The sequence below is a fragment of the Kineococcus sp. DHX-1 genome (assembly GCF_042473625.1).
Taxonomy (GTDB): Bacteria; Actinomycetota; Actinomycetes; order Actinomycetales; family Kineococcaceae; genus Kineococcus.
On record NZ_CP170445.1, the window covers coordinates 3,256,162 to 3,269,376 of the forward strand.

A 13,215-nucleotide genomic window follows, 5' to 3' on the forward strand; every position below is an offset into this window, starting at 1 on the left:
CGCGAAACCTAGCGTCGCCGGTGACACCGTCGTCCGGGAGGCTCCCCATGCAGTTCCACCACCACGGGTACGTCTCGGGCGACCCGCGCGTCGCCCCGGCTCCCAGCGGCACCACCTGGGACCCCGAACTGCCCGACGAGGTCGACGTGCTCGTCGTCGGCGCCGGGCCCGCCGGGGTCCTGCTCGCTGCGCAGCTCTCGGTCTTCCCGGGCATCACCACCCGCCTCGTGGACCGCCGCGAGGGCCGCCTGGCCATCGGGCAGGCCGACGGCATCCAGGCCCGCAGCGTCGAGACGTTCCAGGCGTTCGGCTTCGCGGGTGCGATCACCGAGGAGGCCTACCGGATCACCGAGATGTGCTTCTGGGCGCCGGACCCGGCCGACCCCGCCTCCATCGTGCGGACCTCGCGAGCGGTCGACGACCCGCACGGCATCAGCGAGTTCCCGCACCTGATCGTCAACCAGGCCCGCGTCCTGGACCACTTCACCGAGTTCATGCAGAACTCCCCGAGCCGGATGGAACCGGACTTCGGCCACGACTTCCTCGACCTCACCGTCCACGAGGACGGCCGGGACCACCCCGTCGAGGTCCGGCTGCGCGAGGCGTCCGGCACCGAACGCACCGTGCACGCGCGGTACGTCGTGGGCTGCGACGGGGCCCGCAGCGGTGTCCGCCGCTCCATCGGGCTGTCGCTCGCCGGCGGGGCCGCGCTGCACGCCTGGGCGGTCGTGGACGCCCTGGCGGTCACCGACTTCCCCGACATCCGCACCAAGTGCGCGATCCAGTCCCGGGCGGGCAGCATCCTGCACATCCCCCGCGAGGGCGGGCACCTGTTCCGCATGTACGTCGACCTCGGGGAGACCGCCGCGGACGACGCCGGCGCCGTCCGCGCCACGACGGTCGAGACGGCGATCGCGAAGGCCAACGAGATCCTGCACCCGTACACCCTCGACGTGAAGGACGTCGCCTGGTACAGCGTGTACGAGGTGGGGCACCGGCTCACCGACCGGTTCGACGACGTCCCGGCCGGCGCGGACCGCGACCCCCGCGTCTTCATCGCGGGCGACGCCTGCCACACGCACAGCGCCAAGGCCGGTCAGGGCATGAACGTCTCGATGCAGGACGCGTTCAACCTCGGCTGGAAGCTCGCCCACGTCCTGTCCGGGCGTAGCCCGGAGTCGTTGCTGCGCACGTACTCGGCCGAGCGGCAGGTCATCGCGCAGAACCTCATCGACTTCGACCGCGAGTGGTCGACCCTCATGGCGCGCAAACCCGAGGAGTTCGACGACCCCGGCGCGCTCGGCGAGTTCTACACGGCCACCGCCGAGTTCCCGGCCGGGTTCCGCACGCACTACCCTGCCTCGCAGGTCGTCGCCGGGGACGCGCACCAGGACCTCGCGAAGGAGTTCACGGTGGGCAAGCGGTTCAGGTCCCCCCGCGTCAGCCGGGTCGCCGACGGGAACCCCGTCCACCTGGGCCACCACGCCCGCGCCGACGGCCGCTGGCGGCTGTACGCCTTCGCCGACGGGGCGCCGGGTGCGGAACTCAGCGCGTGGGCGCAGTGGCTGACGGACGACCCGGCCTCCCCCGTCGTCGCCCACACCCGGCCGGACGAGGACCTCGACGCACTCTTCGACGTCAAGGTCGTGCACCCCGTCCCGCACCCCGAGGTGGACCTCGGCACGGTCCCGGCGGTCTTCCTGCCGCGCACCGGGCCGTTCGGCCTGAGGGACTACGAGAAGGTGTACGCCCTGCACCCGGAGGAGGACGTGTTCGCCGAGCGCGGGATCGACCCCGCCGGGTGCGTCGTGGTCGTCCGGCCCGACCAGTACGTGGCGGCCGTGGTGCCGCTGACCGATCGGACCGGACTGCCCGCGTTCTTCGACGGGGTGTTCAGCCCGCGAGGCTGACGGCGGTCAGCGCGCGGGCGGCCTTCTCGGCGACCAGGACCGCCGGCGCGGTGGTGTTCCCCGCGGGGATGGTGGGGACCACCGACGCGTCGGCGACGTGCAACCCGGCGACGCCGCCGTCGGGCCGGCGCTCGTGAGCCGCACGGACCCCCGGCTGCGCGGCGTGACGGGCCCGCCGTGCACCGTGAAGGCGCCGGCCGGACCGTCGTGGAGGTTGCGCCCGACCCCGGGCAGGTGCAACCGCAGGCCCGCCGCACCCGCTCGTGCCACCGTGGAGTGGTTCCGGTCGACCGCGGAGTGCCAGAGCTCCCCGAGCCGCGCGGGTCGGGGATGGCCGGGTTCGTCTTCGGCGGACCGGCCTCCCGCAGCAGGACGGAGCGGCCCGCGTCCAGCAGGCGCCGAGTCAGGACCGAACCGGCGCAGCCGGGCGCGTCACGACCTTGGGCACCCCGAGGGCCTTGAGACCCTCGACGCCGAACTCGACGCCGTACCCGGACCCCTTGACCCCGCCGAACGGGGCCATCGGGTGCACCCCGCCGTGGGAGTTGATCCAGACCGTCCCGGCCTCCACGCGGTCGGCCACCTCCTGGGCCCGGGCGGTGTCGGAGGACCAGACCGACGCCCCGAGGCCGACGTCGAGCCGGTTGGCGCTGGCGATGGCGTCCTCGACGTCGGAGTAGGAGACGATGGGCAGCGCCGGCCCGAACTGCTCCTGGTCCACGAGCGGGTCGCCGTCGTGCAGCCCGGTGACGAGCGTGACCGGGTAGAACAGCGGGCCCAGGTCGCTCAGCGGCGAACCCCCGGTGACGACGGTCCCGCCGCGCTGCTTGGCGTCCTCGACGAGGCCGGAGACGACGTCGAACTGCATGGAGTTCTGCACCGGCCCGAGCACGCTCTCCTCGTCCAGGCTGCGCCCCAACGGCGTCGCCTTCGCGACGTCGGCCAGCGCCGCGACGACCTCGTCGTGGATCGACTCGTGGACGTAGAGCCGCTTGAGGGCGGCGCAGGTCTGGCCGGTGTTGATGAAGGCGCCCCAGAACACGTCCTGGGCGATGGCCCGCGGGTCGGCGTCGGGCAGGACGATGCCCGCGTCGTTGCCCCCGAGCTCCAGCGTGAGCCGGGCGAGGTTCGCCCCCGACGCCTCGACGATCTTGCGGCCCGCGGCCGTGGACCCGGTGAACATCACCTTGCGCACGGCCGGGTGCGCGACGAGCGACGCCCCCAGCTCACGGCCCCCCGACAGCGCCCCCAGGACGCCGTCCGGCAGTTCCTCGGCCATGAGGGAGACGAGCGCGAGCACGCTCAGCGGCGTCTTCTCCGACGGCTTCACCACGACGGCGTTGCCCATCCGCAGCGCCGGCGCGACCTGCCAGACGGTGATCATCAGGGGCCAGTTCCACGGCCCGACCGCCGCCACCAGGCCCAGGGGCCGGTACGTCATGACGGACACCTGCGAGCCGTCGTCGACCACGACCTCCTCCTCGAGCACGGTGGCCGCCGTCGCGCGCAACCAGGCCGAGCAGGCGCCGACCTCGAACCGGGCGTTCGGCCCGTTGAGGGGCTTGCCCTGCTCGCGGGCGAGCAGGCGGGCGAGCGGTTCGGCGGCCGCCTCGATGCGGTCGGCGATCCGCAGCAGGACCGCGCTGCGCTCGGCGTGCCCGAGCCCGGCCCAGCCGGGTTGCGCCGCGGTGGCCGCCGCGACGACGCGCTCGAGGTCGTGGGTGGTGTGCTCGGGCGCGCGGCCGAGCAGGTCTCCCGTCGCGGGTTCGTGGATCTCCGTTCCCTCGGCGACGGTGACCCGGGCCAGCAGGTCGTTCTCGGTGGTGACGGTGTCGGTCTGGGTGCTCATCGGTTCTCCTCGGTCGTCGTCGACTGCTGGGACGGAGTGGGACTGGGGGTGAGGGCGGTGGGGGCGCTGCGGGCGAAGGCGCGTGCGGTCCGTGTCAGGGGGGTGCGCCGGGACCAGGCCAGGAGGACGCGCACCTCGGGAACGCCGTCGGCGATCTCGCGCGCGACGACCTCCCGGCCCTCGTAGGTCCGGTCCGACCACGGGCGCTGCACGAGCAGGCTCCACCCCAGCCCGCGGCCGACGAGGGCGCGCACGGTCTCCAGGCCGCCGGCGCGGAACCTGACCTGGGGTTCGATCCCGACCTGACGGAACACCGAGAACGTGTCCTGCGAACTCGGCGGTGAGTCCAGCAGCACGAAGGGTTCGGCCGCGAGGTCGCGCAACCGGACCTCGACGCCGGAGGCGAGCGGGTGCCCGGCCGGCAGCAGGACGTACGGGCGGGTGCGGAACAGTTCCAGGCTCGCCACACCGTCGCGCAGCTGCATGTCGTACAGGACGGCCACGTCGATCTCGCCGCGGTCGAGACCGTCCTGCAGGCTGTCCTGGTCGGCCTCGGTGAACGTCGTGCGGACCCGTGGGTGGTCGGCGGTGAACGCGGACAGCAGCGGCGGCAGGCAGGTCGGTCCCAGCGTGTGGTAGCAGCCGATCGTGAGGTTGCCGCCGAGGGACTCCCCCGCGCCACCCCCCACCTCGGCGACTTCCTCGGCCTCCTCCAGCAGGGCGCGCGAGCGGTGGAGCAGGTCCTGTCCCGCCGCGGTGAGCGTGATGCCGTGCGCCTTCCGGCGGACGCAGAGCTGGACCCCCAGGGCGTGCTCCAGCTTCTCCACCGCCGCGGCCACGGCGGACGGGGAGATCACCAGCTGCTCGGCGGCACCGGTGATCGTCCCCGTCTCGGCCACGGTGACGAAGTAGAGGAGTTGGCGCAGGGACCAGGCCGGCGCCTGCCGGACGGTCTTCACACCTGGTGCCCCACCTTGAAGCCGACCGCCTCGTCGTCCTTGCGGGTGTAGGAGAACCCGTCGGCCCCGATGGTGACGTCGGACTCGCGGTCGTCGGTGCGTTCGACGACCGGGCGGGGCGTGCCGTCGAGGTCGAGGACGGTGGACGCGTTGGCGTACCAGGACGGGACGACGGGGTTGCCCCACCAGTCGCGGCGCTGGTTGTCGTGCACGTCCCACGTGATGACCGGGTTGTCCGGGTCCCCCGTGTAGTAGTCGTGGGTGTAGATCTCGATGCGGTGCCCGTCCGGGTCCAGCAGGTAGAGGTAGAACGCGTTGGAGACCCCGTGCCGGCCGGGGCCGCGCTCGATCTGGTCCGAGCGCCGCACGGCCCCGAGGTGGTCGCACAGGTGCAGGATCTGGCTGCGCTCGTGGGTGGCGAAGGCGATGTGGTGCATGCGCGGGCCGTCGCCGCCGGTGAGGGCGACGTCGTGGACGGTGGGTTTGCGGTACATCCAGGCGGCGTAGACGGTGCCCTCGTCGTCCTCGATGTCCTCGGACACCTTGAACCCCAGGCCCTCGTAGTAGGCGCGCGCGGCCGGCACGTCGGGGGTGACGACGTTGAAGTGGTCGAGCCGGGAGATGGCTCCCGCCCCGTGGAGGTCGTAGCGCTGGTGGAACCGCTCGACGTGCTCGGCCTCGTGGAAGAACTCGACGGGGAACCCCAGGGGGTCGACGACCTGGACGGCCTCGCCGATGCCCCGGGTGGTCCCGGCGGGCACCCGGCGGACCTCGACGCCGAGCGCGCGGTGGTACGCCTCGGCCAGGTCGAGGTCCTGCGGGGTCCGCACGCGGTAGGCGAACTTGGCCGCGGCCGCGACGGGTCCCTGCCGCACGACGAGGCTGTGGTGCAGGTACTCCTCGAAGGCCCGCAGGTACAGGGCGTCCTTGGTCTCGTGGGTCACGACGAGACCGAGCAGTTCGGTGTAGAACCACTTCGACCTCTCCAGGTCGGTGACGACGAGCTCGGCGTAGGCGCAGCGGATGACGTCGGGCGGGGTCGGCAGGTCGGGTGTCGTGTCGCTCATGTCGGGCTCCGGGGTTCAGTGGGCGCCGAAGCGCGCGGTGTGGACGTCGCCCAGCGTGATGTGGACGGCTTGCTGCTCGGAGTAGAAGTCCAGCGAGCGGTACCCGCCTTCGTGGCCGAGGCCGGAGGCCTTGACCCCGCCGAAGGGGCTGCGCAGGTCGCGGACGTTGTGGGAGTTCAGCCACACCATGCCGGCCTCGATCGCGTGGGCGACGCGGTGCCCACGGGTGAGGTCGGACGTCCAGACGTACCCCGCGAGGCCGTACGTGACGTCGTTGGCCAGCCGCACGGCGTCGGCCTCGTCCTCGAACGGCGTGATGGCCACGACGGGCCCGAAGATCTCCTCCTGGAAGATCCGCGCGGTCGAGGGGACGTCGGCGAAGACCGTGGGTGCGAGGTAGTTCCCGACGGGCAGGTGGTCGGGTCGCCCACCGCCGGCGACGAGGCGACCCTCGGTCTTGCCGACCTCGACGTACCCCAGCACCCGTTCGTAGTGCTCGGGGTGCACCAGGGCGCCGACCTCGGTCCGCGGGTCGTGCGGGTCCCCGACGACGATGTTCCGCGCCCGGGCCGCGTACCGTTCGACGAACTCGTCGTAGATGCTGCGCTGCACCAGGATGCGCGACCCCGCGGTGCACCGCTCCCCGTTGAGCGAGAAGACGCCGAACAGCGTCGAGTCCAGGGCCGCCTCGAGGTCGGCGTCGGCGAACACCACAGCCGGGGACTTCCCGCCGAGCTCCATCGACAACCCCTTCAGCTGCGTCGCGGAGTTGCGGAAGATCAGCTGCCCCGTCGTCGTCTCCCCCGTGAAGGAGATGAGCTGGGTGCCGGGGTGCTTGACGAGCGCGTCCCCGGCGTCCTCGCCGATGCCGTTGACGAGGTTGAACACCCCCTGCGGCAACCCGGCCTCGGAGAAGATCTGCGCCCACAGGCTCGCCGACAGCGGGGTGAACTCGGCGGGTTTGAGGACGACGCTGCAGCCCGAGGCGATGGAGGGGGCCAGCTTCCAGCTCTCCAGCATGAACGGCGTGTTCCACGGCGTGATGAGCCCGGCCACGCCGACGGGTTTGCGGTTGACGTAGTTCACCTGCCTGCCGGGCACCTTGTAGGCGTCGTCGGACTGCGCCACGACGAGGTCGGCGAAGAAGCGGAAGTTCTCCGCCGCGCGCTGCGCCTGCCCCAGGGCCTGGGTGATGGGCAGCCCCGTGTCGAAGGTCTCCAGCTCGGCGAGCCGCGTGTCCGAGGCCTCGACGAGGTCGGCGATCGCGTTCAGCACGCGGGCCCGGCCGCGGGCGGGCCGTTCGGACCACGTGCCGGCGTCGAACGCGCGGCGCGCGGCCCGGACCGCCGCGTCGACGTCGGCGGCCCCGCCGGCGGCGGCCGTGGCGTAGGTCGTGTTCGACACGGGGTCGAGGACGTCGAACGTGGTCCCGTCGGCCGAGTCGCGCAGCTCGCCGTCGATGAAGTGCTGCAGGTGGGTGGGCAGGCCGTCCGGCACGTGGCGGGTGGTCATCGGGTCTCCTCGGGGTTGCGGGCGGCGGCCTCGTGGGCGAGCACGGCGCGCAGCGTCGCCGCGCGGTGCTCCCGGGCCGCGGTCTCCACCTCGGCGGCGGGGGCGCCGGAGGCGATGAGGTCGAGCAGGGCGTCGTGCTCGGCCACCGACTGGTGCGTGCGGTCGGGGACCAGGGAGAACACGCTGGTCCGCAGCGTGCTGAGGCGGTGCCAGCCCCGGTCCACGAGCTCGAGCAGGTGGGGGTTGGGGCAGCGGCCGGCCAGGGTGCGGTGCAGGCGCTGGTTGAGCTGGCTGAACAGCTGGGTGTCGGGTTCCCCGCGCTCGAAGCCGGCGAGCTCGGCGCGCAGGAGGTCGTTGAGCCGCCTCGCCTCCGCGAGGTCGTCGGCCGTCAGCAGCGGCAGGGCCTGGCCCACCGCGGCCCCCTCGACGACAGCCAGCGTCTCCATCGTCCAGCGGTACTCGACGGGATCGAGCCCCCGGACCGTGGCGCCGACGTGCCGCTCGAACTCCACGAGCCCCTCGGCCTCCAGGCGTCGCACGGCTTCGCGCACCGGCACCGGGGAGGAGCCGAGTTCCCGGGCGAGCGACCCGAGCACGAGCCGGTACCCGGGCGTGTAGGCGCCCGACACGATGCGTTCGCGGACGAGCTCGTAGGCGAGCTCCACCTTGGACGTGGCGACACCCGCCTCCGGACCCGGCACGACGTCCTCCTCGACGCTCACTCTGGATCGTATATCTTCGGCGATACGGTAGGTGTCCTGCTCGGCGGTGCGCAAGGACGCGCTTCCTCGCCGTCGCCGAGGAGGCACCTCGCCCGGGTGCGCTTGACGCAGGCGACCGCCACCCCGACGGTCGGACCACTCGACCCACGAAGGAGTGCGCAGATGCCGTCCTCGCCCGGACCGCTCCCCCACCGGCCGGGGAAGGTCCTCGCCGTCCACCTCGCCTACGCCTCCCGCGCCGCCCAGCGCGGCCGGCGGCCGGCGCACCCGTCCTACTTCCTCAAACCGTCCAGCTCGGTGGCGGCCACCGGCGGCACCGTGGAACGACCGCTCGGCACCGAACTCCTCGGGTTCGAGGGCGAGATCGCCCTCGTCATCGGCGAACCCGCCCGCCGGGTGGGCGCGGACCGCGCCTGGGACCACGTCGCCGGCGTCACCGCGGCGAACGACCTGGGGCTGTACGACCTGCGCGGCAACGACAAGGGCTCGAACGTCCGCTCCAAGGGCGGCGACGGGTTCACCCCGCTCGGGCCCGCGGTCCTGCCCGCGCAGGGCCTGGACCCCGCGGCCCTGCGGGTCCGCACCTGGGTCAACGGCGAGCTCGTCCAGGAGGACACGACGGCCGGGCTGCTGTTCCCGCTCGCGCAGATCGTCGCCGACCTCTCCCAGCACCTCACGCTCGAGACCGGCGACGTGGTCCTCACGGGAACTCCGGCGGGCGCGGGGGTCGTCGTGCCGGGGGACGTCGTCGAGGTCGAGGTGGACGTGCCGGACGGCCCCGCGACAGGCCGGTTGCGCACGGCGGTCGTCCAGGGCGAGCACGGGTTCGACCCCGGGCTGGGGTCCGTCCCCGCCGTCGACGACCTCCAGCGCGAGGAGGCCTGGGGATCGCGCGAGGCCGCCGGACTGCCGGCGCGCGGCCTGTCCCCCGCCCTGCGGGCGGACCTCGAACGGGTTCCGACCGCGGCGCTCTCGGCCCAGCTGCGCAAGCGGGGCCTCGACGACGTGACGGTCGACGGCGTGCGGCCGAACCACCCGGACCGCAAGCTCGTCGGGCTGGCCCGCACGCTGCGCTTCGTCCCCCACCGCACCGACCTCTTCGCCTCCCACGGCGGGGGTCTCAACGCGCAGAAGCGGCTGTTCGACACGGTCGGCGAGGGCGAGGTGATCGTCATCGAGGCGCGCGGGGAGACCGGCTCGGGAACCCTCGGCGACATCCTCGCGATCCGCGCCCACGTCCGGGGCGCCGCGGGCGTCGTCACCGACGGCGGTGTCCGCGACCACGCCGCCGTGACCGCCGTGGGCATTCCCGTGTACTCCCGCGGCCCCCACCCCGCCGTCCTGGGCCGCAAGCACGTCCCGTGGGACACCGACGTCACCATCGCCTGCGGCGGGACGACGGTGCAGCCCGGTGACGTCGTCGTCGGGGACGGCGACGGGGTCGTCGTCGTCCCCCGCGCCCTCGTCGAGGAGGTGGTCGCGGCCGCGCTGGCCCAGGAGGCCGAGGACGCCTGGATCGCCGGGCAGGTCGCCGCCGGGAACCCCGTCGACGGACTGTTCCCGATGAACGCCCACTGGCGTGCCCGCTACGAGCAGGAGGCCTGAGCCGTGCTGTCCCCCGAGACCGTCACCGCCATCGCCGACGAACTCGCCGCCGCCGAACGCGACCGGACGACAGTCCCCCTGCTCACCGCCCGCCACCCCGGCATGACGGTGGAGGACTCCTACGCGGTCCAGAACGAGTGGCGCCGCCGGCAGGTCGCCGCGGGCCGCCGGCTCGTCGGCCGCAAGATCGGGCTGACGTCGAAGGTGATGCAGCAGGCCACCGGCATCACCGAACCCGACTACGGCGCGGTGTTCGACGACATGGTGTTCGAGAACGGCAGCGTCGTCGAGCACGCCCGGTTCTCCAACGTGCGCATCGAGGTCGAACTCGCGTTCGTCCTGCGCGAACCCCTCGCCGGAGCGCACACGAGCGTGTTCGACGTCCTGCGCGCCACCGAGTACGTGGTCCCGGCGCTGGAGATCCTCTCCTCGCGGCTGGAGAAGGCCGGACGCACCATCGTCGACACCATCAGCGACAACGCCGCCATGGGTGGCATGGTGCTCGGCGGGAACCCCGTCGCCCCCGACGCCGTGGACCTGCGCTGGGTCTCGGCCCTGCTGTACCGCAACGAGACCATCGAGGAGACGGGCGTCGCGGCCGCCGTCCTGAACCACCCCGCGACCGGGGTGGCCTGGCTGGCCCGCAAGCTCGCGCAGCACGACGACGGCCTCGCCGCGGGTGACGTCGTGCTCGCCGGGTCCTTCACCCGGCCGGTGTGGATCGAACCCGGCGACACCGTGCTGGCCGACTACGGACGACTGGGGACGATCTCGTGCCGCTTCCGCTGACGCTCTGCGACGCCCTGCGGGCCGCCGACCGGCCCCTGTTCGGCGGGTGGATCTGCTCCGGTTCCCCCGTCGCGGCCGAGATCATGGCGGGGTCCGGGCTGGACTTCGTGCTCGTCGACATGGAGCACGCGCCGAACGGGCTGGAGTCCGTGCTGGCCCAGCTGCACGCCGTCTCCGGGTACCCCGTCGTCCCCGTCGTGCGCGTCGCGGCGGCCGACGAGGTGCTGCTCAAGCAGGTCCTGGACCTGGGCGCGCGCACGGTGCTCGTCCCGATGGTCTCCACCCCGGAGCAGGCCGCGGACGTCGCGGCCGCCACCCGCTACCCACCGCTGGGCCGGCGCGGGGTGGGCAGCGCGCTGGCCCGGTCCGCGCGGTGGAACCGGGTCGAGGGCTACCTCCGGAACGCCGCCGACCACGTGTCGGTCCTCGTGCAGGTCGAGACGCCGGACGGGGTGCGGAACGCCCGGGCCATCGCCGCGACACCCGGGATCGACGGTGTCCTCGTCGGCCCCGCCGACCTCGCCGCGTCCATGGGGCTGCTGGGTCAGCAGGACCACCCGGACGTCGTGGCCGCCGTCGAGTCCACGCTGGTCGAGGTCCGCGCCGCGGGCCGGCCGGCCGGGGTCAACGCGTTCGACCCCGCGCTCGCGCACCGGTACGTCGAGGCCGGGGCCCGGTTCCTCCTCGTCGGCGCGGACGTCGTCCTGCTCGCCCGGGGTTCGGAACGACTGGCGGCGGAGTTCCTCCCTCCCCCAGGATGACCCCGTGGCGGACAGCGACGTGCGGCGGATCGGGATCGTGCTCTTCGACGGCGTGGAGGAACTCGACGCCGTCGGGCCGTGGGACGTGCTGGCCTGCTGGACCCAGCAGTTCGGTGAGGACGGCTGGGAGGTGACGACCCTGTCGCGCGACGGCGGCCTCGTCACCGCCGCGAAGGGCCTGCAGTTCACCGCGGCCCACTCCTTCGCCGACGCCCCCGCGTTCGACGTGCTGCTGCACCCCGGCGGCCGCGGCACCCGGCCGCAGCTGCGCGACGAGGCGCACCTGGACTGGGTGCGCGCCCAGCGACGGTCGGTGCCGCTCATGACGAGCGTCTGCACCGGCGCCCTCGTCTACGCCGCCGCCGGACTGCTGGCGGGCCGGCCGGCGACGACGCACTGGGGGTCGCTGGACCTGCTGGCCGAACTGGACGCCACGGTCGAGGTCCGGCCGGACGACCGCTTCGTCGACGACGGCGACGTCGTGACGTCGGCGGGCGTCTCGGCCGGCATCGACATGGCCCTGCACCTGGTGGCCCGGCTCGCCTCGGTGGACCGGGCCCGCCAGGTGCGGCGTCACGTCCAGTACGACCCGGAGCCACCCGTCTGAGTCACGAGCTCCGACGCCACCGGCGGGAACACCTGCCGGTCCAGTCCCTGGAACGTCCGGGCCACCCGCAGGACCTGCTCGCAGTAGCCGCGTTCGTTGTCGTACCAGACGTAGAGGACGACGGTGTCCCCCGCGGTGATGGTCGCCAGCGCGTCGACGACCCCCGTCTTGCGGGTCCCGGTGAAGTCGGTCGAGACGACCTCCGGGGAGTCGGTGTAGTCGATCTGGTCCTGCCACGGGGAGTCGAGCGAGACCTGCCGCAGGTACTCGTTGAGGTCGGCCTTCTCGACGGGCTCGCGCAGGGTCAGGTGCAGCACGGCGAGGGACACGTCGGGGGTGGGTACCCGGATGGAGTTCCCGGTGAGCTTGCCCTCCAGCTCGGGCAGCGCCTTCGCCACGGCCTTCGCCGCGCCCGTCTCGGTGAGCACCATGTTGAGCACCGCGGACCGTCCGCGACGGTCGCCCTTGTGGAAGTTGTCGATGAGGTTCTGGTCGTTGGTGAACGAGTGCACCGTCTCGACGTGGCCCCGGAGGATCCCGTAGCGGTCGTTGACGACCTTCAGGACGGGGGCGATCGCGTTGGTCGTGCACGACGCCGCCGAAGCGATGCGGTCGGACTCCGTCAGCGTGTCCTGGTTGAGGCCGTGGACGACGTTCTTCACCGAGCCCTTGCCCGGCGCGGTGAGCAGCACCCGTCCGACCCCCTCGCTGCGCAGGTGCTGCGACAACCCCTCGGCGTCGCGCCAGCGGCCGGTGTTGTCGATGACGAGCGCGTCGTGGATGCCGTGGGCGGCGTAGTCGACGGTGGCCGGGTCGTCGGAGTAGACGACCTGGATCGTGGTGCCGTTGGCGTGGATCCGGTCGTTCTCCTCGTCCACCGTGATGGTGCCGGCGAAGGCGCCGTGGACGGAGTCGCGGCGCAGCAGGCTGGCCCGCTTGACCAGGTCGTTGGCCCCGCCGCGGCGGACGACCACGGCACGCAACCGCAGACCCCACGGGTCCTGGCCCTGCTCGACGAGGATGCGGGCGAGGAGGCGACCGATGCGGCCGAACCCGTAGAGGACGACGTCGCGTCGTCCCGCGGGGGCCTGCTGCTCCGCCAGCGGGGCGAGCAGTTCCCGGACCGCGGCCTCGTCCCCCACGCCGGTGAGCCGGGCGAGGTCGATGACGGCCGGGGCCAGCGGCAGGCGGCAGAGGACCTGCAGGAGTTCGAGGCTGCCCTCCAGACTCAGCTCGACGTCGTCGACGCGGCGGGCGAAGCGGTGCGCCTTGATGAGGTCGACGACGGACTTGCCGACGAGGCTGCGGCCGTGGACCGTGGCCGTCACCCCGTGGTCGCGGTGCAGACGGCCGATGAGCGGCACCATCGCTTCGGCCAGGCCGAGCTTGAGGGACCAGCCGAGGTCGTCGGTGGGCTGGGTGTGGTCGGTCATG

The 13,215-nt window shown here is 73.1% G+C and carries 12 protein-coding genes; 5 read left to right on the forward strand and 7 right to left on the reverse strand.

What is annotated here, in order from left to right; all coding sequences use genetic code 11:
• Positions 1 to 47 precede the first annotated feature (47 nt).
• On the forward strand, positions 48 to 1,910 hold the full coding sequence (locus tag ACFEMC_RS15620) for an FAD-dependent monooxygenase (RefSeq protein ID WP_380170490.1): 1,863 nt from the start codon (positions 48 to 50) through the stop codon (positions 1,908 to 1,910).
• On the opposite strand, the gene ACFEMC_RS15625 is transcribed toward ACFEMC_RS15620, so the two are convergent.
• From ACFEMC_RS15625 to ACFEMC_RS15650, 6 genes are all read right to left on the reverse strand, one after another.
• Positions 1,894 to 2,013, reverse strand: a complete 120-nt coding sequence (locus tag ACFEMC_RS15625; protein WP_380170491.1) for a hypothetical protein — start codon at positions 2,011 to 2,013, stop codon at positions 1,894 to 1,896. The two genes, ACFEMC_RS15620 and ACFEMC_RS15625, sit on opposite strands and share 17 nt — an antisense overlap.
• 300 nt (positions 2,014 to 2,313) lie before the next feature.
• Complete coding sequence (locus ACFEMC_RS15630; protein WP_380170492.1) at positions 2,314 to 3,759, reverse strand: aldehyde dehydrogenase family protein; 1,446 nt, start codon at positions 3,757 to 3,759, stop codon at positions 2,314 to 2,316.
• The gene (locus ACFEMC_RS15635; protein ID WP_380170493.1) at positions 3,756 to 4,718 is read right to left on the reverse strand and encodes a LysR family transcriptional regulator; all 963 of its coding nucleotides are present in this window, start codon (positions 4,716 to 4,718) and stop codon (positions 3,756 to 3,758) included. Before ACFEMC_RS15635 ends, ACFEMC_RS15630 begins: the two co-directional genes overlap by 4 nt.
• Positions 4,715 to 5,785 carry a 3,4-dihydroxyphenylacetate 2,3-dioxygenase gene (hpaD, locus tag ACFEMC_RS15640; RefSeq protein WP_380170494.1) on the reverse strand — a complete coding sequence of 357 codons (1,071 nt, stop codon included), beginning with the start codon at positions 5,783 to 5,785 and terminating at the stop codon, positions 4,715 to 4,717. The genes ACFEMC_RS15635 and hpaD overlap by 4 nt, the downstream gene beginning before the upstream one ends.
• A 15-nt stretch (positions 5,786 to 5,800) precedes the next feature.
• The gene (hpaE, locus tag ACFEMC_RS15645; protein ID WP_380170495.1) at positions 5,801 to 7,297 is read right to left on the reverse strand and encodes a 5-carboxymethyl-2-hydroxymuconate semialdehyde dehydrogenase; all 1,497 of its coding nucleotides are present in this window, start codon (positions 7,295 to 7,297) and stop codon (positions 5,801 to 5,803) included.
• Positions 7,294 to 8,073 (reverse strand): GntR family transcriptional regulator, encoded by a 780-nt coding sequence (locus ACFEMC_RS15650; protein WP_380170496.1) that lies wholly within the window; start codon positions 8,071 to 8,073, stop codon positions 7,294 to 7,296. Before ACFEMC_RS15650 ends, hpaE begins: the two co-directional genes overlap by 4 nt.
• Positions 8,074 to 8,181: 108 nt before the next feature.
• Here ACFEMC_RS15650 and ACFEMC_RS15655 point away from each other — a divergent pair, with 108 nt between their 5' ends.
• From ACFEMC_RS15655 to ACFEMC_RS15670, 4 genes are read left to right on the forward strand one after another with little or no spacing between them, the layout of a single operon-like run.
• Complete coding sequence (locus ACFEMC_RS15655) at positions 8,182 to 9,624, forward strand: fumarylacetoacetate hydrolase family protein (protein ID WP_380170497.1); 1,443 nt, start codon at positions 8,182 to 8,184, stop codon at positions 9,622 to 9,624.
• Positions 9,625 to 9,627: 3 nt separating this feature from the next.
• Positions 9,628 to 10,413, forward strand: a complete 786-nt coding sequence (hpaH, locus tag ACFEMC_RS15660) for a 2-oxo-hept-4-ene-1,7-dioate hydratase (protein WP_380170498.1) — start codon at positions 9,628 to 9,630, stop codon at positions 10,411 to 10,413.
• Positions 10,398 to 11,174, forward strand: a complete 777-nt coding sequence (locus ACFEMC_RS15665; protein ID WP_380170499.1) for an HpcH/HpaI aldolase/citrate lyase family protein — start codon at positions 10,398 to 10,400, stop codon at positions 11,172 to 11,174. Before hpaH ends, ACFEMC_RS15665 begins: the two co-directional genes overlap by 16 nt.
• Before the next feature lie 19 nt (positions 11,175 to 11,193).
• Positions 11,194 to 11,781 (forward strand): DJ-1/PfpI family protein, encoded by a 588-nt coding sequence (locus ACFEMC_RS15670; protein WP_380176817.1) that lies wholly within the window; start codon positions 11,194 to 11,196, stop codon positions 11,779 to 11,781.
• On the opposite strand, the gene ACFEMC_RS15675 is transcribed toward ACFEMC_RS15670, so the two are convergent.
• Positions 11,748 to 13,214, reverse strand: coding sequence for a glyceraldehyde-3-phosphate dehydrogenase (locus ACFEMC_RS15675; RefSeq protein WP_380170500.1), 1,467 nt, complete (start codon positions 13,212 to 13,214; stop codon positions 11,748 to 11,750). The two genes, ACFEMC_RS15670 and ACFEMC_RS15675, sit on opposite strands and share 34 nt — an antisense overlap.
• Position 13,215 lies beyond the last annotated feature (1 nt).

What these genes read in the sequence shown, in the direction of transcription:
- ACFEMC_RS15620 (WP_380170490.1), top strand. Translation starts at nt 48, where the DNA reads ATGCAGTTCCACCACCACGGGTACGTCTCGGGCGACCCGCGCGTCGCC.
- ACFEMC_RS15655 (WP_380170497.1), top strand. Translation starts at nt 8,182, where the DNA reads ATGCCGTCCTCGCCCGGACCGCTCCCCCACCGGCCGGGGAAGGTCCTC.
- ACFEMC_RS15630 (WP_380170492.1), bottom strand. Translation starts at nt 3,759, where the DNA reads ATGAGCACCCAGACCGACACCGTCACCACCGAGAACGACCTGCTGGCC.
- hpaE (WP_380170495.1), bottom strand. Translation starts at nt 7,297, where the DNA reads ATGACCACCCGCCACGTGCCGGACGGCCTGCCCACCCACCTGCAGCAC.
- ACFEMC_RS15675 (WP_380170500.1), bottom strand. Translation starts at nt 13,214, where the DNA reads ATGACCGACCACACCCAGCCCACCGACGACCTCGGCTGGTCCCTCAAG.
- hpaD (WP_380170494.1), bottom strand. Translation starts at nt 5,785, where the DNA reads ATGAGCGACACGACACCCGACCTGCCGACCCCGCCCGACGTCATCCGC.